Origin of the sequence: Empedobacter sp. UBA5987 (genome assembly GCF_002429865.1) — a bacterium.
Taxonomy (GTDB): Bacteria; Bacteroidota; Bacteroidia; order Flavobacteriales; family Weeksellaceae; genus Empedobacter; species Empedobacter falsenii_B.
In genome coordinates, this window is sequence record NZ_DJBB01000048.1 from 19,400 (window position 1) to 44,586 (window position 25,187).

The following is a 25,187-nucleotide window of genomic DNA, read 5'->3' on the forward strand; positions in this document are numbered from 1 at the left end:
AAAAGAGACATTCCGAAATGAAATGTCTCTTTTTGAATATTATTAATTAAAATACTTCCTAAGTCTATGCAAAGAAATCAACGATTATTTGAATGATTTCTGTAGTTAATGTTAATAGAATCTGTATCATCTTTATAGTGTATTTCTTGGTTTGATTTTTCTTTTTTGTTTTCAGTTCTTGGTAAATTTAGTCCTACTGAACCGTCTTTACTTTCGACACGAATACCATTTTTATCAATTCTAACTCTCGCCGAATCGTTTCCGTCATTCAAATTTATGTTTACATCCTCTGAATCAAGATTAATATCGTCCTCAGAATCTGAATCTTTTTGACAATTCAAACATACGAATTTTTTTCCATTATATCCAATAAATTTATTCTTCAAATCGTATAAATAATCACGATCATTATCATTATTAATAATTGTTATTCGATCAGTGTTATTCGTGTGAATTAATTTGTTCTTAGGAACATACAATTTGATATCAACCGTTTGATTTCTAAATTTACCATCTTTAGGAATTTTAATAAACTCATCTAAATAAAGTTTATTTCCATTTAATTCGTAATTATATCTAATTGCTTCTAAATTGCGTTTTGCTTCTTCTTTGCTTCCTCCTTTAGAAGAATAAGTTACTTGAACATGAAGTTTATCGTCTGTACTTTCTTCAATCTCAAAAATATCATCAATTGGAATGATTAAGTTTCCATCAGCATCAATTAATTGATCTAAATCGTTAAAAGTTTTGAACTTTAAATTGCCTTCATTATTTTCTCTAAAATAAACTTGTAACGTATCAGAAGGAATAACATAACTTTTTTCTTGAGTCATTTCAACTGAGTTTCTAAATTTACTTGCTGTACTTACCGAAATTCCGATGATTGCAAATAATGCAACAAACCAAAGAGCGATTGATCCAAAGATAACTGCTTTGCTTACTTTAACTTTACTCCAGAAACATTTTACACCTAAAATTGTCAATAAAACACCTGGAATTACCATTAATATTCCTCCAAATATTTTGGCTGCCATACTCATCCATTCCTCTTCTACAAGATAACCGAATAATTCTGTTGGCATTTCTGTCCAAGTTGTAAAGAAGAAAAAGAATCCTCCAATGATTAATCCAATTCCTGAACTTAGAATGATAAATCCGATGAACCAAAGTAAAATTCGACCAAAAACCCCAAAGGCTCCGCCTAATTTATTACTTAATTCTTTGCTTCCACTTACAACAGCTTCACTAGCTTGTTCTACATTTTTTTTTAATGTATCAATGTTTGCTGGTTGTCCGTACATCTGTAACTTTTCTGATGTTGTTTTTGCTTTTGGAACAAAAATTAACAAGATAAAATAACAGAACACCACTAAGAAAAATGATACACCTGCTGTGAAAATTCCTAAAACTCCTAGAACTAACCAAATAGAACGTACAAACCAAGGATCAACGCCCATATAATGCGCCAAACCAGCAGATAATCCTGTTACAATTGTATCATCTGGATCGCGGTACAAACGTTTCGCACTTGTTTGTTGTCCTCCATACGATTGATTATTTGACGAATAATTGTATGATGAATTTGTAGACGTTCTTTCGTTCTCTTCATCTTCTTCAACTTTGTATTGATCTGGATGTCCCATCGTAGCAATTACAAAATTGATATCATCTTCGTTTACGACTTCTCTAAATTTTAATCGTTCACGAAATAATTCAGAAATACGGATTTCTACATCTTCAATAATATCTTCTACACCTTCCGTACCTCTCAAAGAAGTTTTTACATCTTGTAAATAGGTCTTTAATTTATTATAGGCAATTTCGTCTAACACGAAAGAAAATCCTCCTATACTTATTGATACTGTTTTATCCATTTTTCTGCGTTTCTGTGGTTACTTTATTCACGGCTTCAATTAACTGTTCCCAAGTTTCAGCTAATTCTTTTAAAAAATTTTCACCTAACTCTGTAAGTGCATAATATTTGCGAGGTGGTCCTGACGTTGATTCTTCCCAGCGATACTGTAAAAGGTCATCATTTTTAAGTCTTGTCAAAAGCGGATATAATGTTCCTTCAACAACAATCATCTCTGCTTTTTTCAATTCGTCTATGATATCAGATGCATACGCATCTCCTTTTTTGATAATGCTGAGAATACAATATTCCAGTACACCTTTTCGCATCTGAACTTTTGTTTTCTCTATATTCATAAGAACGGCTTGTTTTATTTTGTTATACAAATATATATAAAAGTTTCAGTATTATGCAAAACAAAGTACTAAATTATTTTTAGTATTATAAATAAAAACATACCAATCTGTCTGTTTATCGAGGTTTATTAAATTAATATTTTTTTAAAGTTTTTTTTAAAAAATTTCAAAATCTATAAAAAATGAACATTTTAAAGATGATTTTCATTAAATTTAGAGAATAATTAAAGCTAATTATGGATCAATTCTCTTGGATAAAAGATTATAAAAACAACGAAAATATAGAATCGTTAACCGATATTATTCCAGATTTATTTAAACATTATTATATGATTCATTGGAAAATTGGAATTATAAATAATTTTCCTTTCGAAAAATATCCTTTAAATAACTCGACCATAGAAGATATTAATCAAAGAATAAAAATTGAAAGAGAATTTGAATTATTTCTTAATCCTCAAAAAAGTAATCTTTACAGAGAAATAAATCTTGATGAACTTTCTCAAAAACTTAAACTTGAAAAAAATATAAATATTTTAGACAATTTTAAAGATAATCCAGCAATTGAATTTCTAGATAATCAAACAATTGATTGTATAGATAAAGGATTAAATAAAATAATAAATTCTCAAACCTTACATTTATATATCAGCAATATCGAGGAATTTTATTGGGAAGAAAATTATAAGCAAAGGAATAGTAATGTTTTAATTTCAGAATATCTTGATTTTCAGAAAAACTCAGATTTCGATTCTAATTCCTTTCTTTTTCCCGATGATTTAAGTTGGTGCTTGATTACTTACGAAGATTTACCACTTACTTTTTGTACAAATACTATTAATCCTTTTGATTTAGAATTATTTCCTTTAATATATAATCAAACTTTTTTTTAATAGCATTAATCATAATTCATCAATAATTAACTTTCCTTACCTTTGTCAAAAATCGAGCTCACACAATGAAAAAAATTATAGGAAGTGCAATGCTTTTAGGTGCATTTTTAGCTTCAGAAAGTGCTTTAGCTTGGGGATTAACAGGTCACCGAGTGGTTTCTCAGATTGCAGAACAACACATTAGCAAGAAAACTCGTAAAGAAATTACAAAAATTATTGGTCCTCAAAAGTTAGCTTATTGGGCAAACTGGCCAGATTTTATCAAGTCTGATGATTCTTGGAAACATGCAGATTCTTATCACTATGTTAACATACCTGGAGATTTAAATCGTCAACAATTTGATGCTGCTTTAGAGCAAACTTCAGATGAAAACATGTACAAAAAAGGTTTGTTTTTAATGAATGAATTAAAAAACAATAAAAACCTTACAATCGAGCAAAAACAACACGATTTATATTTCTTGATTCACATTCTTGGTGATGCACATCAACCACTTCACGTTGGTCGTCCAGATGATTTGGGAGGAAATCGTATCAAAGTTGAATGGTTCCGTGATAAAGTAAATATCCACACAGTTTGGGATTCTAAATTGGTAGATTACGAAAACTATTCTTACACAGAATATTCTAATTTACTGGATATTGCAACGAAAGAACAACAAAAAACAATGCAAGAAGGAACTTTTGCTGATTGGATTTACGGCTCTTATATTATTGCAAACAGAATTTACGCAGGTGTTAAAATGGACGATAAATTAGGTTACCGTTACCATTTTGACAACAAAAAAACGATCGAAGATCAAATGCTAAAAGGCGGTCTACGTTTAGCAAAAGTTTTAGACGAAATTTATAAATAAATAGAATCTTAACCAAGATGTACAAATCCTGAAAATGACTTTTCAGGATTTTTTTATGTTCAAAATTTAAATTTTCAGCCATTTTGACATTTAAAAACAGTAAAAACAAGTCATTTTGTCTTACAATATCGATTTGCACATAATTTGAATAAAGTGAAAACATGAACAATGAAATCAAAAATTTAAACATACAAGACATGAACACAGCAAGAAAAAATAGAGCAAATTATTTCCCATTTGGATTTGAAAATGCAATGCGTCCAAAGTTTGAAACTTTTGTAAATTCTCAAAATCAATTTCCTGCAGTAAATATCAAAGAAAATGAAGATAGTTTCGAGATTTTATTAGCTGCACCAGGTTTAAACAAAGAAGATTTCTCTATTGAAATTGATGAAAATATTTTGAAAATTTCATCAGAATTTAAACAAAATGAAGAAGTAAAAGAAGAAAAATTTTCGAGAAAAGAATTTAATTTTTCAAGCTTCAGAAGAGCATTTACATTGCCAGAAACCATAAACGAAGATAAAATAGAAGCTTCTTATGTAAACGGAATTTTGCAATTAGTTCTACCTAAGAAAGAAGAAGCTTTACCAAAAGAAAAACGTAGCATACAAATTTCATAGATATAGTTAATTTTAGTTGGTTATTAAATCCTCAATTCTTCGGAGTTGAGGATTTTTTGTTTAAATCAAATTTATAATTTTATCATTTCCTCAAAAACAATGTTAAAAAAAGTGACTATTTTATCGAAAGCGGAATGAAAAAGTTCTTAACAAAAACACTTAATAATTTTTATAAAAAAGTGTTTTTTAGTTAAAATTATTAAAAACTAATCTTTTACATTTACAAAAGACTAAAACTTAACTATGCACAAAAACATTTTATCTACAATAACTTATGTTGTAAAAACACGTTTTTGCACAAGCTCAAAAGAATTTCAAATCACTGAATTTAATTCGGATAATGGATTAAAAAACAGGTTGGATGCTTTTAGTTTTCTTAAAATTACATCGAAATTATTTCAAATGAAGGTTTGCTACAAATTGAAAGCAATTTCATTCAACCAAAAACAATTGATCGAATAAATACTGAAAATCAATTTTCCTAACGGAAATAATTACAAATGCTTAAAACTAATTAATCAAGAAGCTATTTTTATCACTCCAAATGAAACTATTTTTCCTTACGGAATTAGTTTGTCTTTTGTTTTAAATGAAGATTTCGATACTTTAAAAAAAGACAACGAATATGAAATTTATTCTTTAAAAAACTCTGAACAAATTAATTATTCTGAACAACTTAATCATTTAATAATCGAATATAAATTACTGAGATCTCTTGGTTATTCGATTAGAAATTCTATTCAATTGTATAAGCCAGATCTTACTAATTTATCTGTAAATAAAACAAGATTTAGAATTATTGATACGCCTTTTCTTTGGAAAAATAAGACAAGACAATTTTTTGTTAACAATATCTCGAACAACGATTTTTTTTTAGAGTGTCTTTATGACCATCTTTTTCATTATCAAAAATTTGATTATGTGAAGTTTTTAGAAAAGAATTGTCCAAAAGAAATTGAAAAAAATATTTATGCAATGCTGCATGATCAAGGAGGTTTATTATTTGTTGGTTATCATCCAGAAAATTTGACCGAAAGTATAATGAGCGATGTTGAACTGATTAATTATTACAATTTACTTGATGCGAATTTTTCTCAGGACGAATATTTGTATAAAAATATTAATTTACAAATATTTAGTTTCAATGATTTTCCTGTTTTAGCAATTACGGTTTTTCCATTAAATGAAGAATCAAAAAAGAGTCATGCGTATAACCCTGATAAAATATTTGTGCTGCAAAATAATCGATTCATTAAGATGAAAGATAATTAAAAAACAATATTATATTTTCAAAAAAACACAAATACATGAAAGACATCTACGGATGTCTTTTTTTATTTCACAAAATATTCTATTTTAGACCTAATTTGTAAAATTTATCACACGAAATTACTTTAATTATGAAATTGATTAACACATTAACCTACTCTACAATCGTATTATCCTCTATTGCAGTGCATGCGCAAGCACAAGAGAAATTAGATCCAACTGTACAAAGTTTTGTAACCGAAATTCAAAATAATTCGCAGCTGAAGAAAATTTCGCACGAATTATTAGATGGAATCGGACCTCGTTTAGTAGGAACTCCGCAAATGGATCAAGCAGGAGAATGGGCAATTAAAACGTTGAAATCTTGGGGAATTGATGCACGCCGTGAAGATTATGGAACATGGAAAGCATGGGAGCGCGGAATAACGCATGTTGATATGACGTATCCAAGAGCAAAATCTATCGAAGCTACGCAATTAGCATGGTCACCATCAACTAAAAAAGCTGTGAATGCAGATGCTATTGCAATGCCAGTTTTCAAAACAAAAGCCGAATTTGATGCGTGGTTACCTTCTGTAAAAGGAAAAGTTGTTTTGATGTCTCAAAACCAATCATATGGACGTTCTGATTATCAATACAAAGATTTTGGTTTAGAGGATTTGTATAAAAAAGTTACTGAAACAAGAAAAGCTGAAGCCGAAGCTTGGGCAAATTCTATAAAAGTGACAGGTTACAACAACAATACACTTCCAGAAGTTTTTGAGAAAAATGGAGCTGCAGCGGTTGCAATTTCTTATTGGACAGGAATTATGGGAGCAAATAGAATTTTTGGTGCAAAAACGAAAACTATCCCAATGTTAGATATTTCGAATGAAGATTACGGAATGTTATATCGTTTAGCTGAAAATGGAACTGCTCCAAAATTGACTGTTAATGCACAATCTAAACACAATGGAGTTGCGAAAACATTCAATATTATTGGAGAAATTAAAGGAAAAGAAAAACCAAACGAGTACATTATTCTTTCTGCTCACTTCGATTCTTGGGATGGAGCGCAAGGAGCGACAGACAACGGAACTGGAACTATCACAATGATGGAAACAATTCGTACAATCAAAAAATTATACCCAAATAACAAACGTACAATTTTGATTTGTTTATGGGGAAGTGAAGAACAAGGATTGAATGGTTCTCGTGCTTTTGTAGAAGATCATCCAGAAATTATTAAAAACACTCAAGCTGTATTTAACCAAGATAATGGAACAGGACGTGTAGTAAACATCAATGGATCTGGTTTTGAAAAATCATATGAATACATGACGCGCTGGTTACAAGCTGTTCCTAATTTTATTACGAAAGAAATCAAGACAGATTTCCCTGGAATGCCAAGTGGTGGAGGATCGGATCATGCATCTTTTATCGCTGCAGGAGCGCCAGCTTTCGGACTTAGTTCATTAAATTGGGGTTACGGTACGTATACTTGGCACACAAACAAAGATACGTATGATAAAATCGTTTTTGAAGAAGTACAAACGAATGCAATTTTGAGTGCTACTTTAACGATGATGGCAGATCAAGAAAAAGATTTAGTAAGTCGTGAGCGTCGTATTTTACCTAATGGTAGAGACGGAAAACAGCAAGAATGGCCAGAGGTTAAAAGCCCGGCAAGAAATTCTGATACTTATTTAAAATAAGATATTTTCAAATAAAAAGTCCACTTTTCATTGGACTTTTTGATTTTACTCTAAATTTATTCTTTTGTTTTAAACTCAATTTTATATTCTTCTTCTATAAAAGAAGTCATGGATATTATGGAATTAAGAAATAGGCTTTAAATATTATTAAGTATAAAAAAATCCGTTCGATTATCGAACGGATTTTATATTTTTCCTAAAAAAGCAGTTTTTAGTAAGCAGCGTCTTTGATACGAGCTTTTTTACCACGTAATGCTCTGAAGTAGAAGATACGAGCTCTACGAACTTTACCTTTTTTGTTTACTTCAATTTTTTGTAACGCTGGCATGTTAACTGGGAAGATACGCTCTACACCAACATCTCCAGACATTTTACGGATTGTGAAAGTTTCTGTAGTTCCTTGTCCTCTTCTTTGGATAACAACCCCTTTAAAGAACTGAACACGAGTTTTTCCACCCTCTGTAATTTCTTGATAAACTGTAATAGTATCACCTGCTGCGAAAGCTGGGAACTCTTTTTTAGCTACGTATTTCTCTTGTACGTATTTTACTAAATTTTCCATTATTATAATTTCAATTTATTTGAATTGAGCAACTTAAACGTCTTTCGTCAGAGGTTGAACAATGTGGGTGCAAAATTAATCAAAAATCTTGATTATACAAATGATTCTCTTTCTTTTATGAATGAATTTTTATTAAATCATTTTCAAAAGATTGATTTGTTAATTGTGCTACGACTGATTTCATCGCTAAAAGTCGAGCAATTTTTTTATCATCTGTCACAATTTCTAGCCAAGATGAACTTTCTGTTCCTGTTTGCTGAAACATTTTGTCAATGTAATTGGTATAAACATCCCATAACTCTTGTGCCTTTTGATCCAATGTTCCTAATTTCCATTGTTTCATTTCGTCATCTTTCCGATCTTGTAATCGTTCTGCTTGTTCTTCTTTCGAAATCGACAGGAAAATTTTAACCAAAATAATTCCATCATCTTGCAAAAGCTTTTCTACTTCTACTACTTGTTTCATAAACTTTGTATGTTGTTCTTCCGTACAAAATCCGAAAACAGGCTCTACAACAGCACGATTATACCAAGAACGATCAAAGAATACAATTTCACCTGCATTTGGTAATTCTTTAAAATATCGCTGAAAATACCATTGTCCTTGTTCTATTTCAGTCGGCTTTGGTAATGCTTCAACACGATATTTTTTAGGGTTTAGAAATTCTGTTATTCTCGAAATTGTTCCTCCTTTTCCAGCTGCATCACGACCTTCAAAAATAATTAACACACGTTTATTCTCTTGAATAACTTTAGATTGTATTTCTAACAATTTTTCTTGAAGTTCTTTTAATTCTTTCTCATAAGCGAGTTGTTCTTTGAACTTCTTTTCTTTTATAATATCATGTCTAACCAAAAAATCAATGATTTCTTGCTTATTATTTATTTTTTCTAAATCATTTAAATCAAATTCAGCCATAGTTTTAGGTTTGATAATTAATTTTCTTCTTCTAAGTTTTGATGTTTCAAAATACGTTTATTTTTATCATCATAAGGTATTTTAGACAAAATATATTCCATCGCCTCTACTCTAGCCTTGTACTTTTTGTTGGCATCAATGATTTTCCAAGGAGCAAAATCTGTATTTGTTTTCGTAAACATTACATCTTTATAAGCTGAATAAACATCAAACAAATCTTGCGCTTTTTGATCTACAGAGCTATACTTCCATCGTTTGGTTGGTGAATTTACAATATCTGCAAAACGTTTCGCTTGTTGTTCTTTTGTAATCGAAAAATAAATTTTAATCAAATATATTCCCGAATTAATCCACATTTTCTCGACATCATTTACCTCGTTCATAAAAGTTTCATATTCCTCTTGTGTACAAAACCCATTTACAGGCTCTACAACAGCTCTATTGTACCAACTTCTATCAAAAAAAACAATTTCTCCTGCACGTGGTAACTGACGAACATAACGTTGAAAATACCATTGTCCTCGTTCTACTTCATTAGGCTTTGGCAGTGCTATAATTCTATGTTCACGAGGATTTAGATGTTCTACAATTCGACGAATTGCACCTCCTTTCCCAGCTGCATCTCGACCTTCAAAAACAATCACAACTTTTCGTTTATTTTCGGCTACCCAAGTTTGTAATTTTATCAATTCTTCTTGTAATTGCTCTATCCTATTTTCATATTTTACAGTACGCAAGGCTTTCGCAAAATTCAACTTTCCATGATCAGATTGTAAAAGTCCAACAAGACCTTTTTTGGTTTCGATTAATTTTAAATCTTTCGGTTTTAGCTCCATTTTCTTACAATTTAAAATTAATGATTCAATTCTTTTACCATTCGATAATAACGTTCAATCACATTTGGATCTACCATTAAATTTACTTCGGCATCCTCTTTTCCTTTATAATTAAACAAAGAAAGCACATAACGAATAGATTCTAATCTTGCCGTATTTTTATCATTTGCGTTGACAATAATCCAAGGCGAAAAAGAGTTGTGCGTGCGCGTAAACATTTGATTGATATAATGCGAAAATTCATCCCAAAGCTCTTGTCCTTTTGCATCGACTGGACTATATTTCCACTTTTTAAGCGGATTATTTAACCTCGAATCAAAACGTGTTTGCTGCTCCTCTTTAGTCACAGAAAACCACAATTTGACAATATATGTCCCTGATTCGTACAACATATGTTCAAATTCTGAAACTTGCACCATAAATTGCTCATATTGTTGCTCGGTACAAAATCCCATAACTGGCTCTACAACTGCTCTGTTGTACCAACTTCTGTCAAAAAAAACAATTTCACCAGCATTTGGTAACTCTTTGATATAACGATTAAAATACCACTGATTTTGTTCGACTTCTGTAGGTTTATTCAATGCAACAACACGCATAGAACGCGGATTAAGATGCTCGCGAAAACGGCGAATTGTACCTCCTTTTCCTGAAGCATCTCGTCCTTCGAAAATGATTGCAACTTTTTTCTTTTCTGTCGAAATCCAATTTTGAAGATTTACTAACTCTGATTGCAGTTTTAGTAACTCATTTTCATATTCAAACTTCTTTATCACATTTTTATAGAGAGGATTTTCTTCTTGATTTTCGACCAAAAAATGCATTAGTTCTTCGGTTGTTGTAAAATCTAAAATCTTACTTTTTTTCATAAATATTTATAGATTGTAAAATCTTTTTTAAGGTAAAAATTTTACAGAACATAAAAGTGAAGATTATGATAAATCTTTCTTTTAAAATCATAAATTTTATCATATTCAACCTCAATCAATTTGGTTAAATTTGTCAATAAATTAGTTTTTTGCGCATACTATTTTTCATATCACTCATATTTTCTATCGCATTTCGTCCTTTAATGCCGATGATAGATTATGTTTTAAATTATGAAGAAATCGCAAATGAACTTTGTGAAAATCGAGAAAAACCTGAATTACTTTGTAATGGTTTTTGCTATTTGAAAGAAGAAATTTCGAAAAGTGAAAAGAATCAGCCAGAAAATCATTTTGTCAAAAATTCGGTCAAAATTTTAGATGCGATTGTTCCTCAAAAACAAATTATTTCTCCAAAAAAGTATTTTACGCAAAAAAATAAATTATCAACTGATCATTATCAAGATATTAATTCTAACTATATTATTCGTTTAGTTTTTCATCCTCCAATTGTTTAATTTTTCTTTAATAAATCTAAACTATAGAATCAGATAACAATTAATTAAAAACAAATAAACAATTTAAAATGAAAAATTTAAAAAATATATTCTCTTTAATAGTATTAGGGTTTGCATTATTTTCTTGTAATAAAGAGCAAACAAAACAAGAGAATTTTGAAGTAAAGCATGTTTCTCACGAAGAAATGAAAGCTGTAACTAAATTGGATATTGCGGTTGTGAACGAAGTTGATCCAATTTGCGGAATGAAAACTGCAGATCATTTGAGTGACACAGCTAATTACCAAGGAAAAACGTATGGTTTTTGTTCGACAATGTGCAAAGAAGAGTTTCTAAAAAATCCTGAAAAACATATCCATGAATAAACAATTAATAGCCGTTATTGTTATTATTTTAGGCGTTATAGGAACTGTTTTTTGGTTAAAAAATAAGCCTAAAGATGAACTTTACATGGTAATGAAAGTTCCGGAATTTTCGATGACGAATCAAAATAATCAAACGATTACAAATCGTGATATGTTAGGAAAAGTGTACGTTGTAGAATTTTTCTTTACAAGTTGTCCAACGATTTGTCCAGTAATGAGTAACAATTTACGCACAATAGAAGATGAAATAAATGAAGCAAACCTTGGTTTTATTTCGATTACAATTGATCCAAAACGAGATACACCTGCACGATTGTTAGAATATGCAAAACAAATTGGTGTAAAATCACCGAATTGGCATTATTTGACTTCGGATCGAGAAGAAATTGAGCAACTTTCGGATAAATTCAATATTTATGTTGGAAAAGACGAAACAACTGCCGAAGGTCTAAATCACAGCGGAAAACTTGCATTGGTTGATAAACAAGGAAATATCAGAAGTCGATATGATAAAATGGGTGTTCCAATACAGTTTTATTCGGGACTGAATTACAAAGATCCTGAAGGAAAAGAACCTTCTCTAGCTGGAAAATATCATCCTGAAATAGAATTTTTAAAAGAAGATATAAAAAAACTTCTTGCAGAATAAAATTTAAAACCCTCCTAAAAATGGAGGGTTTTGTTTTAATTATAATTTTCTAAATCACAGCAAATTATTGTTTGTCCTTATGGAAAATTGATGGACGGAATGCATCGTGTTGTAAAAGCAAATTTATTGGATTTGAAAACAATAAAAGCGTATCGACTTTCGACCTTACCAAACCCCGATTATATTGATGTAGATCCTGACGATTTACCTTATGATGAAAATTAAAATTTAGAAGTTAAGCAATCAAATCTTGAATGGTTCAGAACATTTAAAGCAATTTATGAAACTGGGACTTTATCTGCTGCTGCGCAACAATTATTTATTTCACAACCTGGTTTTAGCTTACATCTCAATTCGTTAGAAGCCTATACGGGCTACAAATTATTTGATCGATCGGCGCGAAAAATGGTACCGACTGAAAAAGGAAAAATTTTGTATAATTTTATTTTAGAACCGATTCAAAAATTAGCTGCTGCGGAGCAACATTTTTGGAAAGAAAATTTTAAAGAACATCCAGATTTCAAACCAAATTATATTGTCCCAAATATCAGTTCTATTATTCGTTGTTTGAGCGATGGAAATGGCTTTTCTATTGTTCCCGACTTTTTATGTCAAGAAGCACTAAATTCTGGTAAAATAAAATTGGTTTGGCAAGGTGAAAAACCGTTGGAAAATACACTCTATTTTGGTTCACGAAAAAATACGATTTACGAAAAAGAAATTGAGCAATTGCAACAGATTTTTGTAGATAAATGGTGTAAAGATTTGGGTTAAATACTTCCCAAATCTTTGAAAAACGCAACCAATTGATGATTACTTGTAATTTGTAGCGACTCTTTTAATGAGCCCAATCTCTTTTCTACACTACTTAGACTTGCAGGTTTGATATTATTTTGTTTTAAGTGATTTGAAATATCTTTTAGCAAAATTCCATTCGAAAGCAAAGAAACTAACGTAACATCATACGAAGTTATTTCATACGTATTTTTTTGTTTGATACTACGTTTCATGTCCAATTCCAAATGCATTCCGCCCGCAAAAACAGTTTGTATCGCTTTTTTCAACTCTTTCGAATCTTCTCTTCCTTTCGCCACAAACCCATCTATATGGTATTCCTTGAAAAGATTATCCACCATATCCGCTTTCTTTTCTACCGAAAAAACAATCATTTTCAAATTTGGCTGAATTGCTTTTACAGCTTCAATTAAATCTCTTCCTCCTTTCAAGTTTTGCTCGCGGTGATCTTCTTCAAAAGACAAATCAGAAATCAATAAATCATAAGGTTGATTGTCGTGCAATGCTTTTTTCACTTTCAAGAATGCATCATCACAATAAAAAGCATAATCAGGATTTTCTACATGTAAATCTTTTAAAACTTTCTGAATTGAAATATTAAAACTCTCAAAATCTTCTGCAATTAATACTTTTTTAAACATACTTTTTATTTAGGTTATTGAATTGGAAATATGATCTTAATTTTTAGACCATTCACATTTTCAGTTTCAAAAATAACATCTCCGTTTAGATTAGAAATACGTGAAACCGTATTTTGCAAACCATTTTTAGGTTTTAAGTCCGAAATCCCAATTCCATTATCTGAATAATTGATAATAATTTGTTGGTTTTCTTCTTTAAAATTTAGTATAACTCGTGAAGCTTCGCTATGTTTTTTCATGTTCGTCAACAATTCTTGCATCACTAAGAAAACCTCTGTTTTAGCATAATCTTTTACGTTTCTCCAAAGTTCTTTTTCATTTCCAATCAAATATATTTTGACTTGTTCCGAATCATAAGAACTTATCAATTGTGCTAATTTTTCTGCAAAATTTTCTTGTTGATTTTCATCGATTTTGTCATAAGAAATATCGCGCGAAATTTCATAAACAACTTCCAATTTATCTAAAATTTGATCACGATTAAATTCTGATTTATTCTCAATATCAGACATCACATGATAAATTCCGTTCGCCACTTTATCGTGTACTTTTTTAGAATATTTCAATTCTGTTTTTTTGACTTCCAAAACCTTTTCTTGTTGCAACAAAACTTTCTCTTGCTCTAATTTTTGCTTTCTTTTTCTGTATAAAAAATATCCAAAAACAAACAAAACGATCAATAAACCGATTAGAATATAAAGTTTTAAAATATCATTTTTCTTCTTTTCATTCTCTGCTTCAGCTTTCAAAAAATCTGCACGATTTTTCTCCGAATCATAACGCACCAACGCAAATTGATTTTTCGCTCTGTTACGTTCTAACTGAATACTATCGTTTAGCTTTTGATAAGCTTCAAAATATTGTTTTGCATTTGTAGGATTTTCTAATAAAATAAGTTGTTGATAAACTTCTAATTTATCGCCCACACTCTTATTTTCGAAAGCAATTTGTTTTCTTTTATAAGCATAGTCCAAGGCTTTTTTATGATCTAAATTTGAAAAATAATCTGTTAAATGCGCATAACTTGCATTTTGTCCCCACAAATCATTTTCCTTTAATCTAATATTTAACGCTTTATTTAATTCATTTATAACATTGGACTTATTGTCTTTTAACCATTTGGTATATGCTAAATTATCAGTAATTCGCGCATATTCTTTTGGATTTTCAATTGTATTCTTATCTTTTAGTAATTCTTGGTAAATCTTTATCGCTTCATCATACTGCTTATCGTAACGATAACTATTTGCAATGTTATTTTGATTGATAATATAAACATCTTTTTCTTTAGAAAAATCAATTGCTTTTTGATAATAATCTATAGCATCATTAAAATTTCCTAAATCATGAGAAGTTTGCCCTAAAATATTATATGCACTAGAAAGTGTTTCTTTTTCTTCACTTATTTTAGGGTTTAATAATTTTACCGAAGAAATAATTAATTCTTGGCTTCCAAACCAATCTCCTTGATCTTTAGAAATAAAAGCCATATTTATCAAACATTTTGATGCTTGATGTTTGTTATTCAGTTTTATAAATTCTGAATATGCTTTATTAAAATAAACATAAGCACTATCATTCTCTTGTTTTTCATAAAACTTCCATGCTTTATCATAAGCTTTATTATCTAAATTATCCTGCTCAATCTCTTTGTTTTTAGACTGTTGACATGAAATAATAAAAAGTATAAAATAAAAAAATAAAATTTTTCTCAAATCATTGTATTTACTCAATAAAGCTAAATAAAAAACGGATAGATTACTCTATCCGTTGATGATTTATTTTTTCACAGGAACATCCCCTTTTTCTCCATTTGTATCACCGTCTATACTATCTGATGAAGTTTGTACAACTGGATGTTGATCTTGTGAAATTGTGTTTGCATTTTGATTTGGTAAAAAGAATCCCAATAAAGCGAATAATAATTCTAACATAGCTTAAATTTTTAATTTTTTGATATAGGTGCTCTTCCTCACAAAACAGATTGCGAGTAGTGTACACGAGAAAAAAGAAGCGCTTCTTTAGTGGGAAGTTTTTTGTAGTCTTGAGAACAATTCAGGAAAAATGCTTCCCTTCAAATCACCTCAACTATTTTCGAGACTACGTTTTCAGAAATCAAGTTTTTTGTTTTTGTTTTGATTTCTATTGCAAAGTAAATACAGAACATAAAGTCGCTGTTAAACAAACAATAGACAAGTTTTGGACAATTATTGGACAGCTTGTTTTACGGTAAACCGTAATTTATTTTGTCCAAAATTTGTCTACTTTGTAAAAGGATTAAAAATGAAATGTCTACGAAAAAATATCTATTCGAAAAAGTTTTTGAGAAAGCAAAAAATGAATTTGGGAGTTGAAGTAAAAATGGAATGTCTGTGCATTTAGAAAAAGTAATTTCAGATGATTATAATTATCCTATAACAAGCAAATCTTTTTCAAGATATTTTGATGATTTCGTGAAAGAAAATAATTTAAAGAAGGAAATAAGTCCTGATTTATTAAACATTCTTGCTCATTATATCGGTTATGAAAGTTTTGGAGATTTTAATCAAAAAAATCAGCAGACAAAAAAATGAAGAAAAAGAAGTTAATGTAGAAGAAATCGCATCCGTAGAACCAATAATAGATAATAATATTTCTGAAGAAGAATCAATAATTAATCTTCCATCAAAAAAGAATAATTTCTTTCAGAAAATAAAACTTCAACGAAATAAAGTAATTGCTGGAAGTGGTATTGCTATGATTTTGGCTAGCGGAGGATTATTTCTTAATTCAATGAATCAAAATTCGTCTTGTATGGTTTGGAAAGAAAATCATTATGAAGAAATAGAATGCGAAAAAACTTCGCCACAAATGAATGCTGTTCCATATAACGAAATTGTTTTACAATTGAAGAAAATCACAAAACCTGATACTTTAAATTTTGGAAACGCACTCGATAAAGTTTGGTATACAAAGAAAAATAGTGAAGTAGAATTTTATACAAATTACGGTTTACATCCTGAAAATGGCAAAACATTGAAACCTGTCACAAAATATATTTTTAACTAAATATGTCTTAAATAATGAACAATAAAAAAACACTCAACATGCGAGATGAAGAGTGTTTTGATTGTTAGAAATGATATATAAAATTTAGAAAATTTTAAAAAGAATACGAATACTAAATGTGATAACTAAAAAAGCTACAGCCAAAATAGCAACTTTCTGAGGTATTTTGCCTGCTAATTTCGCTGCAATTGGCGCTGCTAAAGCTCCTCCAATTATTAAACCTGCAATGATAAAACCGTGACTTACACCCAAAGCTGCAAAAAAAGTCAACGATGCAGAAAGTGTCACAAAAAACTCGGCTAAACTAACTGTTCCTACTACTAAGTTTGATTTTTTTCCTTTTGCTAATAAAGTTGATGTCACGACAGGTCCCCAACCTCCACCACCAAAAGCATCTAAAAAACCTCCGGCAAATCCTAAAAATCCAACTCGTTTTACTTTTTTGCGTTCGATTTTTTTTCTGAATACTAAAATAATTAATCGAATTCCGATGATTAACGTGTACGAAGCTAAAATTCCGTAAGTAATGGTTTCATATTTATTCCCCAAATAAACCAATAATAATGATCCCGAAACTGCTCCAATAACGCCTGGAATAGCCAATGCCAATAATAATTTTTTGTTTACATTTCCAAATCTATAATGCGAAAAACCACTAATTCCGCTCGAAAACATTTCGGCAGTATGAATACTACCACTTATTGAAGGTAAATTAACGCCAAACAACATCATGCTTGTAGAACAGGTTACACCATATCCCAAACCAACGGCTCCGTCGACCATTTGAGCGAAAAAACCAACCGCCAACATAATGTAAAAAACATTTGGAATGTGAATCACAAAATCTTTCGCTTCCGAAAAACTCACGATTGATGACAAAGCATATCCTAAGAATAATGCAAAAAATATCAATGTAATTTCGGTTACTAAACGTTTGTATTTTTTAGTCGATTTTTTTCCTTCAAAAGAAGAAGTTAAATGATTCAAATCAGTTAGTTTTTGATTAAAATCTCCTTTGTGATTGTTTCTGATTTTATTTAAACTTTCAATGTTTTCATCAATTGAATCTGGAATAACATCAGAAAAATACTCTCTCAAACGTTTTGCCATTATAGGAGATTGTCCATTTGTAGAAATTGCAATTTTAAGATGACCTTTATTCACAATCGAACCTAAATAAAAATCGCACAAATCTGGCTGATCAGCTGCATTAACCAAAATTCCTTTTTCATTTGCTTTTTGCTTCACTTCTTGCGAAGTTTCTTTGTTATCGGTTGCAACAATCACTAAATCTACATCCTCCAAATCACTCGATTCGAACGCATGAGTTTCGTGTTTAATTGTTGAATGTTGAGCAAAAATATCTTTCAATTCTTGTTTAAAATCCTTTGCTACAACTTTCAAATTGATCGAAGGATTTTGTTTGATTAGCGTCGTAACCTTTTCTAATCCTACATTTCCTCCGCCAACAATCAGGAAGCGCAAATGTTCTGTTTTTAAAAATATCGGGAATAAATTATTTTTCATTGTTCTTAAAGGGATTTAACTAATTAACCGAAAAATATTTTCGATAGGTAAAATCTCCGAATGTTTCATTGTCTATTTTTTCATTTGTATAACTTTCGAAAACTTGATCTAGCTCATTCAAAATCTCAGTCTCATTGACTTTTTCTTTATAAATTTTATTCAAACGAACACCATATCGATCTCCACCCAACCTCAAATTATAATGTCCAGCAGAAGTCCCTACAAAACCAATTTCCGAAACATACGAACGACCGCAACCATTTGGACAGCCCGTCATACAAATAGAAATATCATCATTTTGAAGTTGATGTTTTTCTAGCAAAGGCTCTATTTTATTCACCAATTCTGGCAAATAACGTTGCGCTTCTGCCAAAGCCAATGGACAAGTTTGTAAAGCCACGCATGCCATCGAATTTTTTCTAAGTTCACTAATATCTTTGTGAATAGAATACTTTTCTAAAAGCTGTTCAACTATAGCTTTATTTTCAATTGAAATCTCACCTAACAATAAATTTTGATTCGCTATAAAAATAAAATTATTGATATTTAATAAAGCCAATTCATGTAAAAATGCTTTCTGATTAGACTGTACAACTCCATTCTCCACAAATAAAGTGTAATACCACATTCTGTTATTCACTTGTCGCCAATCATAAATATCAGAACGCTCCGTAAATTGATAAGGCTGAGAAGGCTCTAATTTAAAACTAACACGTTTTTCTAATTCAGACTTGAAACCATCAACCGTTAATTTATCAACTGTATACTTTAGTCTCGCTAATTTTCGATCGCCACGATTCCCAAAATCACGCTGAATTGTCAATACTTCATAAGCAACTTTCAACACTTTTTCTTCAGAATCAACAAAACCAATTTCGGTTGATAAACGCGAATATGTATTTGGATTTCCGTGAGTTGTTGACAAACCTCCACCAACAGCGATATTGAAACCTTTCAATTCATTATTTTCGATAATCGCAATCAGTCCCAAATCATTTGCAAAAACATCTACATCATTAGTTGGCGGAATAGCAATTGCAATTTTAAATTTTCGAGGTAAATAGCGGTCTTCATACAAATCATCTTTCTCTGTTTCGCGTTCGTAAATCTTTTCATTATCCACAAAAATCTCATAATAAGCTTGTGTTTTAGGCAACAAATGTTTTGATAATTTATCTGCATATGCATGAATTTGAGCATGAATTGGCGAAAGCAACGGATGAGAACTCGCAATTACATTTCGGTTTACATCGCCACAAGCTGCGATAGAATCTAACGTTGCTTGGTCAAACGATTGTAAAGTTGGACGCAATTGATGTTTCAAAATTCCGTGCAATTGAATGGTTTGACGCGTTGTAATTTTTAAAACGCCTGTTCCATATTGTTCAGAAGTTTCGTGAATTGCCAACCATTTATCAGCGTCAATAATTCCACCCGGAATACGCAAACGAATCATAAACGAATACAATTTGTCTAACTTTTTTTCTGCGCGTTCTTCTCGTCTATCGCGATCATCTTGCACATATATTCCGTGAAATTTCACCAAAGCTTCGTCATCTGCACGCACATTTCCGGTGTGATTATCTAACTCTATACTCTCTTTTAACGTACCGCGAAGTCCGTCACTTTTTATTTTAATTCCTTCTATAGGAGATTGTTTTTCTGTACTCATTTTTAGTTGTTGGTTGATTAGTAAACATCTTTTTGGTAGCGACCTTCTTCTTCTAATTGTTCCAGAAAATTTTTCGCTGAAACCTCATCTTGATTTGATTCTTTTGCAATTAATTCGATCAAAGCACTTTCTACATCTGTACTCATTCCGTCTTTTTGACCGCAGATATACAAATACGCACCATCTTTTAACCAATTGTAAAGCTCTTTTCCTTGTTCTTTCACTCGATCTTGTACATAAATTTTATGTTTTTGATCTCTAGAAAAAGCGGTATCTAATTTGCTCAAAACTCCTGTCGAAAGCCATTCCTGAATTTCAGTTTGATAATAGAAATCCGAAACAAAATGTTGTTCACCAAAAAACAACCAGTTTTTACCTTCTGCACCAATTGCATCACGATGTGTCAAAAAACTACGAAAAGGTGCAATTCCTGTTCCTGGACCAATCATAATTACCGATTGATTTTCATCTGGAAGTTTGAAGTTTTTATTTTTATAAATGTAAAATTCTATGGATTTATCTTGCTCAAAATCTGCTAAAAACTGAGAACATAATCCAGTTATTTGTTGATCAGAAACTGAAAAAGTATTCAGACTTATCGTTAAGTGAATTTCTTTATCATGTGCTTCATTCGATGATGAAATCGAATATAAACGTGGTGCAATTGGATGCAAAAGATTTAAAATATCATCAAATTTTATTGTAGATACTGACGAAAAATATTTTGTCAACAAATCAATTAAATCATTCTTAGTTTCAAGAATTTCTACATTCAAAATTGTTGCAAATTGATCGATTGATTTTTTAGAAAGTGCTCTAATATTTTTTTCTTCAAGTTCTTTTGCGCGATTTTCTTCATTGAAAAATTTTGCAATCGTTAAAATTTCGGTTTGATTATTTTTTGGATAAACACCCAAAGCATCGCCAGGTTCGTAATCTACTTGCTCATCAACTGCAATTTCGATATGATATGTTTCTTTGTTTGAACCTCTATCGTTCAAAACAATTTTATGCTTTACAATTCCTTCGTACGATTTTTTCTGCGTAGAAGAACTTTGTAATTTTTGAGGTTGAACATTTGTTGAACTTCTTTCTGATTGAATAGTTTTTAAAATTTCAGCAAACCAATTTTCGGCAATTTCCTGATAATCTAAATCTACTTTTACCAAATCAAAAACGCGTTGCGCACCAAGTTTTTCGAATAATTCATCAATTTCTTCTCCTGATTTACAAAAAAACGGATAAGACGTATCGCCCAAACCAAAAACAGCAAACTTTGTTTGATTTAATTTTAGGTCAGAATTGCTCAAATTATCATAAAATTTTTGTGCATTTTGAGGTAAATCTCCATCTCCTTGCGTACTAAAAATTAGAATTAAAAATTCTTCTTTTTCTATTTTTTCGAGTGGATATTGAAACGCATCAATCGCTTTGGCTTGAATTTTATTCTTCTTAAAAATTCCAAGCAATTGATTGGCTAATTTCTTCGCATTTCCTGTTTCAGTTCCATAGATTATTGTAGGTTTGATTGAGGTTAAAACCTTTTGTTCTTTCGGTTGATCTTGTGTCTGATTCGCAACTAATCCAGCCAAATAACCATTTGTCCAAATAATTTCGTCACGTGATAATTCTTTGACTAAACTTTTTACTAAGTTTAATTTTTCGTTAGCTAGCATAAGAAATTGTTGTTTTATGGTTATCAAAATATGAGTTGGAAGTTGGCTGTTCATCGAACCAAGCGAATGATTGATGCAAATTGACAACATGACCAACGATAATTAAAGTTGGTACAAAATCGAAGGTTGGTAAATTATTTTCTACAATATTTTCGAAAGTAAACACTTGCGTTTTCTGATCTGGAGTTGTCGCTTGTTGAATAACTGCTAAACCTTTTTCGGTATCAATTCCATTCAAAATTAACTGATCGGCTAAAGTTTGTAAACGTTGTCCACTCATATAAAAAACCAATGTATCAGACGTTTTTGCCCAATCTTTCCATTGTTTATCTTCAATAGATTTCAAATCGCACAACGTCAACATGCGAACTCCTTTCGAATGATTGCGTGCTGTCAACGGAATTCCTGTGTAAGCAGCAGCACCAAAAGCAGCCGAAATTCCTGGAATTATTTCGTACGGAACATGATTTTTTTTCAAGGTTTCTAATTCGTCCAAAATATTAGAAAAAAGTGAAGCGTCACCTCCTTTCAATCGAACCACTAATTTTCCTTGCATTGCAAACTCAATCATCAAATCGTTGATATCTTTTTGGGGCGTATGAATGCCTTTCGAACATTGTTTTCCGACATAAATAACCAACGCATCTTTCGACGCATATTCGTCTATTAACACTGGAGAAACCAAGCGATCTGTCAAAATAACATCTGCTTTTTTGATATAATTTAATGTTTTGAGCGTCACCAATTCTGGATCTCCAGGACCAGCGCCAGCCAAAATTACTTTTCCTATTGTTGTTTGCATGTTTGTAATAAATTAGTTGAATGATAAGATTGAGTTGATGTTTTGAAACTTTTATATTTTAGATAATTTTATCAATGAAACCGTCAATTCGAGTGGAATTATGTAAGAATTTTGTATCGAGAATAAGGTTTTTGAAGATAAAATTCATCTTAGTTCTCGATACAATTTTTATACATTTCATTTCTAAAAATCACTCGAACTGACGAATTTTAATCAATAAACATCAAAGCAGCGACTGTATTTTTCGTTGTTTCGTCAATCAAAATGGCATTTCCTGTATGAATATTTTCTTTGAAAGAATCGAAAAATAAAGGTTGATTTGTTTTTAAAACCACTTGTCCAATATCATTTAACTTGATTTCTTCAGATGGAATAAATTCCCAATTATTAATATCCCATTGTTGATCGATTGTTTTGATTTTTGCACGAACCGAATGAAAACGATGTTGCAATACATACGTTTTTCCTTGTTGCAATGCATTATTGTCTAACCAACATATCCACGCTTTTGGTTCATTTGTCGTTTGTGGTTCTTCGGAAGTTTTTACAATTGTGTCTCCTCTACTGATATCTATATTATTTTCGAGATGAATCACAACATTTTCTCCTGCTTCAGCATGTTGTACTTCTTCCAAATGACGTTCTATTTTAACAATTTTTGATTCGATATTTGATGGATAAACTTTAATATAATCCCCAACTTTGTAGACTCCACTCAAAATTTGTCCCGCATAACCTCTATAATCGTGATGCTCTTCATCTTTTGGACGAATTACCCATTGAACCTGAAAACGAGCTGCTAAACTTTTATCTGTTTCAATTGAAACTGTTTCCAATTGATGCAATAATGTTTCACCATTGTACCAAGGCGTTTTCGCAGATTTTTCGACAATATTATCGCCAACCAAAGCAGAAACTGGAATAAAAGTTACTTCATCATAATTCAATTGATCTTGAATTTGTTGAAAATCATTTTTTATCTTTTCGAAAATATCTTGTGAATAATCAACCAAATCAATTTTGTTAATCGCTATAATTGCTTTTTTAATTCCCATTAAAGAACCAATACTTGCATGACGTTTTGTTTGAGAAGTAATTCCTTTTCGTGCATCAACCAGAATAATAATCAACTCTGAATTTGAAGCACCTGTAATCATATTTCGTGTATACTGCTCATGTCCAGGCGCATCTGCAATAATAAATTTTCGTTTTGCAGTCGAAAAATATTTATATGCAACGTCTATTGTAATTCCTTGTTCGCGCTCGGCACGTAAACCATCTGTAATCAAAGACAAATCAATTACGTCGTCTTCATTTGATTTACGTTTTTCTAAAACACCCAATTGATCGGTGTGAATACTATTCGAATCGTAAAGTAAACGCCCTATTAAAGTACTTTTACCATCGTCTACGTTTCCTGCTGTTATAAATTTTAATGTATTCATTTTACTTAATTTCTATAGATATTATAGAGTTTTGTTTAAAAAAATTTTGACTTAGAAATAACCTTGTTTTTTACGGTCTTCCATCGCTGATTCTGACAATTGATCATCCAAACGAGTTTGTCCTCTTTCGCTAATTCTTGTATTGATAATATCTGTAATAATATCGTCAATCGTAGAAGAATCCGAAGGTACAGCCGCTGTACACGTCATATCACCAACCGTTCTGTAACGTACTTTTTCTACCACAACCTCATCGTCTTCATTTGGCTGAATAAAATCTGAAGTCGCAATTAATTTATCATTGTAAACAATACATTCGCGCTCATGAGTAAAGTATAGATTTGGCAATTCGATTTTATTTTGTTTGATGTAATTCCAAACATCTAACTCTGTCCAATTGCTAATCGGAAAAACCCGTACATTATGTCCTTTTTCAATTCTTCCATTCAAAATATTCCACAATTCTGGGCGTTGAAGTTTCGGATCCCATTGACCAAAATCATCACGAACCGAGAAAATACGTTCTTTTGCACGTGCTTTTTCTTCATCACGACGCGCTCCTCCAATACATGCATCAAATTCATTTTCTTCGATCACATCTAACAACGCATATGTTTGTAAGGCATTACGAGAAGGAAAACGACCAGCAGTTTCTTTCAGATTATACTTTTTTATAGCATCTTCTACAGAGGCAACAATCAACTTTTCGCCGATTTTATCGACCAAATAATCTCTAAATTTTATCGCTTCAGGAAAATTGTGTCCTGTATCTACATGTACCAAAGGAAAAGGAAATTTCCCTGGACGAAAGGCTTTTAAAGCTAAATGAATCAAAACAATCGAATCTTTTCCTCCTGAAAATAACAATGCTGGACGCTCAAATTGAGCAGCTGTTTCTCTCAAAATGTAGATTGCTTCGTCTTCTAGCTGATTTAAATAATTTTTTTCTTGACTTGACATTCTTTCTAACTTTCTAACTTATTTTTTGACAAAAAAAAACTCCTCAAAATTTTGGAGGAGTTCATGAATTATTATTTTCGTAATTAATACATCACAATATATTCCTCCTCTTTTAACGAGTGGCACATATACATTGACATATTAAATACTAAATTTTTCATTTTTTTTGTTTCATTTCTGATTTCAAAATTATATTATTTTTCTAAATAAATATAATTAATAGAATAATTTAAATAACAAACCTATTTTTAGTATTATTTAAAGAAAATTATTCTAAATAAATTTATCAAACAAAATAATAATCTATAAAAACTATAGATTTTATATTGTAAAAGTAAAAATATTGAAGTTGTTTAAACAAA

Annotated in this window: 25 protein-coding genes and 1 pseudogene; 11 read left to right on the forward strand and 15 right to left on the reverse strand. The window is 30.7% G+C overall.

What is annotated here, in order from left to right; translation table 11 throughout:
* Positions 1-77: 77 nt before the first annotated feature.
* Both B3J26_RS08060 and B3J26_RS08065 read right to left on the reverse strand, forming a co-directional pair.
* Entirely contained in the window at positions 78-1,874 is a 1,797-nt protein-coding gene (locus B3J26_RS08060; protein WP_291074091.1) for a PspC domain-containing protein, read from the reverse strand.
* Complete coding sequence (locus tag B3J26_RS08065; RefSeq protein ID WP_125350363.1) at positions 1,867-2,208, reverse strand: PadR family transcriptional regulator; 342 nt, start codon at positions 2,206-2,208, stop codon at positions 1,867-1,869. Before B3J26_RS08065 ends, B3J26_RS08060 begins: the two co-directional genes overlap by 8 nt.
* Before the next feature lie 236 nt (positions 2,209-2,444).
* On the opposite strand from B3J26_RS08065, the gene B3J26_RS08070 reads away from it, so the two are divergent.
* From B3J26_RS08070 to B3J26_RS08090, 5 genes are all read left to right on the forward strand, one after another.
* Entirely contained in the window at positions 2,445-3,101 is a 657-nt protein-coding gene (locus tag B3J26_RS08070) for a hypothetical protein (protein ID WP_291074093.1), read from the forward strand.
* A 65-nt stretch (positions 3,102-3,166) separates the two neighbouring features.
* On the forward strand, positions 3,167-3,958 hold the full coding sequence (locus B3J26_RS08075; RefSeq protein ID WP_125350365.1) for a S1/P1 nuclease: 792 nt from the start codon (positions 3,167-3,169) through the stop codon (positions 3,956-3,958).
* 197 nt (positions 3,959-4,155) lie between these two features.
* The gene (locus tag B3J26_RS08080; protein ID WP_257468096.1) at positions 4,156-4,581 is read left to right on the forward strand and encodes an Hsp20/alpha crystallin family protein; all 426 of its coding nucleotides are present in this window, start codon (positions 4,156-4,158) and stop codon (positions 4,579-4,581) included.
* Positions 4,582-5,502: 921 nt separating this feature from the next.
* Positions 5,503-5,853, forward strand: coding sequence for a hypothetical protein (locus tag B3J26_RS08085; protein ID WP_291074096.1), 351 nt, complete (start codon positions 5,503-5,505; stop codon positions 5,851-5,853).
* A gap of 128 nt (positions 5,854-5,981) precedes the next feature.
* A complete protein-coding gene (locus B3J26_RS08090) occupies positions 5,982-7,544 on the forward strand; it encodes a M20/M25/M40 family metallo-hydrolase (RefSeq protein ID WP_291074097.1) in 1,563 nt (520 codons plus the stop codon).
* Between the two features lie 211 nt (positions 7,545-7,755).
* Here the strand turns inward: B3J26_RS08090 and rplS are convergent, their stop codons facing one another.
* The 4 genes from rplS to ppk2 (B3J26_RS08110) form a co-directional block, all read right to left on the reverse strand.
* A complete protein-coding gene (rplS, locus tag B3J26_RS08095; RefSeq protein WP_019975296.1) occupies positions 7,756-8,106 on the reverse strand; it encodes a 50S ribosomal protein L19 in 351 nt (116 codons plus the stop codon).
* Positions 8,107-8,221: 115 nt separating this feature from the next.
* On the reverse strand, positions 8,222-9,025 hold the full coding sequence (gene ppk2 / locus B3J26_RS08100) for a polyphosphate kinase 2 (protein WP_291074099.1): 804 nt from the start codon (positions 9,023-9,025) through the stop codon (positions 8,222-8,224).
* A 17-nt stretch (positions 9,026-9,042) separates the two neighbouring features.
* Positions 9,043-9,861 (reverse strand): polyphosphate kinase 2, encoded by an 819-nt coding sequence (gene ppk2, locus B3J26_RS08105; RefSeq protein ID WP_125348818.1) that lies wholly within the window; start codon positions 9,859-9,861, stop codon positions 9,043-9,045.
* A 17-nt stretch (positions 9,862-9,878) separates the two neighbouring features.
* Entirely contained in the window at positions 9,879-10,685 is an 807-nt protein-coding gene (gene ppk2 / locus B3J26_RS08110) for a polyphosphate kinase 2 (protein WP_312150877.1), read from the reverse strand.
* A gap of 254 nt (positions 10,686-10,939) precedes the next feature.
* Here ppk2 (B3J26_RS08110) and B3J26_RS08115 point away from each other — a divergent pair, with 254 nt between their 5' ends.
* From B3J26_RS08115 to B3J26_RS08135, 5 genes and pseudogenes are all read left to right on the forward strand, one after another.
* Positions 10,940-11,245 carry a hypothetical protein gene (locus B3J26_RS08115; protein WP_125348816.1) on the forward strand — a complete coding sequence of 102 codons (306 nt, stop codon included), beginning with the start codon at positions 10,940-10,942 and terminating at the stop codon, positions 11,243-11,245.
* A gap of 68 nt (positions 11,246-11,313) precedes the next feature.
* Positions 11,314-11,610 (forward strand): YHS domain-containing protein, encoded by a 297-nt coding sequence (locus B3J26_RS08120; RefSeq protein ID WP_038332307.1) that lies wholly within the window; start codon positions 11,314-11,316, stop codon positions 11,608-11,610.
* The gene (locus B3J26_RS08125) at positions 11,603-12,259 is read left to right on the forward strand and encodes an SCO family protein (RefSeq protein ID WP_291074101.1); all 657 of its coding nucleotides are present in this window, start codon (positions 11,603-11,605) and stop codon (positions 12,257-12,259) included. The genes B3J26_RS08120 and B3J26_RS08125 overlap by 8 nt, the downstream gene beginning before the upstream one ends.
* A gap of 90 nt (positions 12,260-12,349) precedes the next feature.
* Complete coding sequence (locus tag B3J26_RS08130; RefSeq protein WP_257468223.1) at positions 12,350-12,484, forward strand: hypothetical protein; 135 nt, start codon at positions 12,350-12,352, stop codon at positions 12,482-12,484.
* A gap of 15 nt (positions 12,485-12,499) precedes the next feature.
* A pseudogene (locus B3J26_RS08135) lies at positions 12,500-13,033 on the forward strand (LysR family transcriptional regulator); the annotation flags it as partial.
* Here the strand turns inward: B3J26_RS08135 and B3J26_RS08140 are convergent.
* The 3 genes from B3J26_RS08140 to B3J26_RS08150 form a co-directional block, all read right to left on the reverse strand.
* On the reverse strand, positions 13,030-13,695 hold the full coding sequence (locus B3J26_RS08140; protein WP_219035053.1) for a response regulator: 666 nt from the start codon (positions 13,693-13,695) through the stop codon (positions 13,030-13,032). The pseudogene B3J26_RS08135 and the gene B3J26_RS08140 overlap by 4 nt on opposite strands.
* A gap of 14 nt (positions 13,696-13,709) precedes the next feature.
* Positions 13,710-15,410, reverse strand: coding sequence for a tetratricopeptide repeat-containing sensor histidine kinase (locus B3J26_RS08145; protein ID WP_280051456.1), 1,701 nt, complete (start codon positions 15,408-15,410; stop codon positions 13,710-13,712).
* Positions 15,411-15,473: 63 nt separating this feature from the next.
* Positions 15,474-15,629 (reverse strand): hypothetical protein, encoded by a 156-nt coding sequence (locus tag B3J26_RS08150; RefSeq protein WP_291046670.1) that lies wholly within the window; start codon positions 15,627-15,629, stop codon positions 15,474-15,476.
* 589 nt (positions 15,630-16,218) lie between these two features.
* On the opposite strand from B3J26_RS08150, the gene B3J26_RS08155 reads away from it, so the two are divergent.
* A complete protein-coding gene (locus tag B3J26_RS08155; protein WP_291074103.1) occupies positions 16,219-16,743 on the forward strand; it encodes a hypothetical protein in 525 nt (174 codons plus the stop codon).
* A gap of 84 nt (positions 16,744-16,827) precedes the next feature.
* Here B3J26_RS08155 and B3J26_RS08160 read toward each other — a convergent pair whose 3' ends face one another.
* The 6 genes from B3J26_RS08160 to cysD form a co-directional block, all read right to left on the reverse strand.
* Complete coding sequence (locus tag B3J26_RS08160; protein ID WP_291074105.1) at positions 16,828-18,270, reverse strand: TSUP family transporter; 1,443 nt, start codon at positions 18,268-18,270, stop codon at positions 16,828-16,830.
* A 19-nt stretch (positions 18,271-18,289) separates the two neighbouring features.
* On the reverse strand, positions 18,290-19,942 hold the full coding sequence (locus B3J26_RS08165) for an NADPH-dependent assimilatory sulfite reductase hemoprotein subunit (RefSeq protein ID WP_291074107.1): 1,653 nt from the start codon (positions 19,940-19,942) through the stop codon (positions 18,290-18,292).
* Positions 19,943-19,959: 17 nt separating this feature from the next.
* On the reverse strand, positions 19,960-21,618 hold the full coding sequence (locus tag B3J26_RS08170) for a diflavin oxidoreductase (protein WP_291074109.1): 1,659 nt from the start codon (positions 21,616-21,618) through the stop codon (positions 19,960-19,962).
* Positions 21,608-22,420: a uroporphyrinogen-III C-methyltransferase gene (gene cobA, locus B3J26_RS08175; RefSeq protein ID WP_038332326.1), complete on the reverse strand. Its 813-nt coding sequence runs from the start codon at positions 22,418-22,420 to the stop codon at positions 21,608-21,610. Before cobA ends, B3J26_RS08170 begins: the two co-directional genes overlap by 11 nt.
* A 209-nt stretch (positions 22,421-22,629) precedes the next feature.
* The gene (locus B3J26_RS08180) at positions 22,630-23,865 is read right to left on the reverse strand and encodes a sulfate adenylyltransferase subunit 1 (RefSeq protein ID WP_291074112.1); all 1,236 of its coding nucleotides are present in this window, start codon (positions 23,863-23,865) and stop codon (positions 22,630-22,632) included.
* 51 nt (positions 23,866-23,916) lie between these two features.
* The gene (gene cysD / locus B3J26_RS08185) at positions 23,917-24,825 is read right to left on the reverse strand and encodes a sulfate adenylyltransferase subunit CysD (protein WP_291074114.1); all 909 of its coding nucleotides are present in this window, start codon (positions 24,823-24,825) and stop codon (positions 23,917-23,919) included.
* Positions 24,826-25,187: the final 362 nt, after the last annotated feature.

Coding starts and splice junctions, on each gene's coding strand:
- B3J26_RS08125 (WP_291074101.1), top strand. CDS start 11,603: ATGAATAAACAATTAATAGCCGTTATTGTTATTATTTTAGGCGTTATA.
- ppk2 (WP_312150877.1), bottom strand. CDS start 10,685: ATGCATTTTTTGGTCGAAAATCAAGAAGAAAATCCTCTCTATAAAAAT.
- B3J26_RS08080 (WP_257468096.1), top strand. CDS start 4,156: ATGAACACAGCAAGAAAAAATAGAGCAAATTATTTCCCATTTGGATTT.
- B3J26_RS08140 (WP_219035053.1), bottom strand. CDS start 13,695: ATGTTTAAAAAAGTATTAATTGCAGAAGATTTTGAGAGTTTTAATATT.
- B3J26_RS08075 (WP_125350365.1), top strand. CDS start 3,167: ATGAAAAAAATTATAGGAAGTGCAATGCTTTTAGGTGCATTTTTAGCT.
- B3J26_RS08120 (WP_038332307.1), top strand. CDS start 11,314: ATGAAAAATTTAAAAAATATATTCTCTTTAATAGTATTAGGGTTTGCA.
- B3J26_RS08060 (WP_291074091.1), bottom strand. CDS start 1,874: ATGGATAAAACAGTATCAATAAGTATAGGAGGATTTTCTTTCGTGTTA.
- B3J26_RS08170 (WP_291074109.1), bottom strand. CDS start 21,618: ATGCTAGCTAACGAAAAATTAAACTTAGTAAAAAGTTTAGTCAAAGAA.
- cobA (WP_038332326.1), bottom strand. CDS start 22,420: ATGCAAACAACAATAGGAAAAGTAATTTTGGCTGGCGCTGGTCCTGGA.
- cysD (WP_291074114.1), bottom strand. CDS start 24,825: ATGTCAAGTCAAGAAAAAAATTATTTAAATCAGCTAGAAGACGAAGCA.
- ppk2 (WP_291074099.1), bottom strand. CDS start 9,025: ATGGCTGAATTTGATTTAAATGATTTAGAAAAAATAAATAATAAGCAA.
- B3J26_RS08160 (WP_291074105.1), bottom strand. CDS start 18,270: ATGAAAAATAATTTATTCCCGATATTTTTAAAAACAGAACATTTGCGC.
- B3J26_RS08130 (WP_257468223.1), top strand. CDS start 12,350: ATGGACGGAATGCATCGTGTTGTAAAAGCAAATTTATTGGATTTGAAA.
- B3J26_RS08155 (WP_291074103.1), top strand. CDS start 16,219: ATGAAAGTTTTGGAGATTTTAATCAAAAAAATCAGCAGACAAAAAAAT.
- B3J26_RS08165 (WP_291074107.1), bottom strand. CDS start 19,942: ATGAGTACAGAAAAACAATCTCCTATAGAAGGAATTAAAATAAAAAGT.
- B3J26_RS08065 (WP_125350363.1), bottom strand. CDS start 2,208: ATGAATATAGAGAAAACAAAAGTTCAGATGCGAAAAGGTGTACTGGAA.
- rplS (WP_019975296.1), bottom strand. CDS start 8,106: ATGGAAAATTTAGTAAAATACGTACAAGAGAAATACGTAGCTAAAAAA.
- B3J26_RS08115 (WP_125348816.1), top strand. CDS start 10,940: ATGATAGATTATGTTTTAAATTATGAAGAAATCGCAAATGAACTTTGT.
- B3J26_RS08150 (WP_291046670.1), bottom strand. CDS start 15,629: ATGTTAGAATTATTATTCGCTTTATTGGGATTCTTTTTACCAAATCAA.
- B3J26_RS08090 (WP_291074097.1), top strand. CDS start 5,982: ATGAAATTGATTAACACATTAACCTACTCTACAATCGTATTATCCTCT.
- B3J26_RS08180 (WP_291074112.1), bottom strand. CDS start 23,865: ATGAATACATTAAAATTTATAACAGCAGGAAACGTAGACGATGGTAAA.
- B3J26_RS08070 (WP_291074093.1), top strand. CDS start 2,445: ATGGATCAATTCTCTTGGATAAAAGATTATAAAAACAACGAAAATATA.
- ppk2 (WP_125348818.1), bottom strand. CDS start 9,861: ATGGAGCTAAAACCGAAAGATTTAAAATTAATCGAAACCAAAAAAGGT.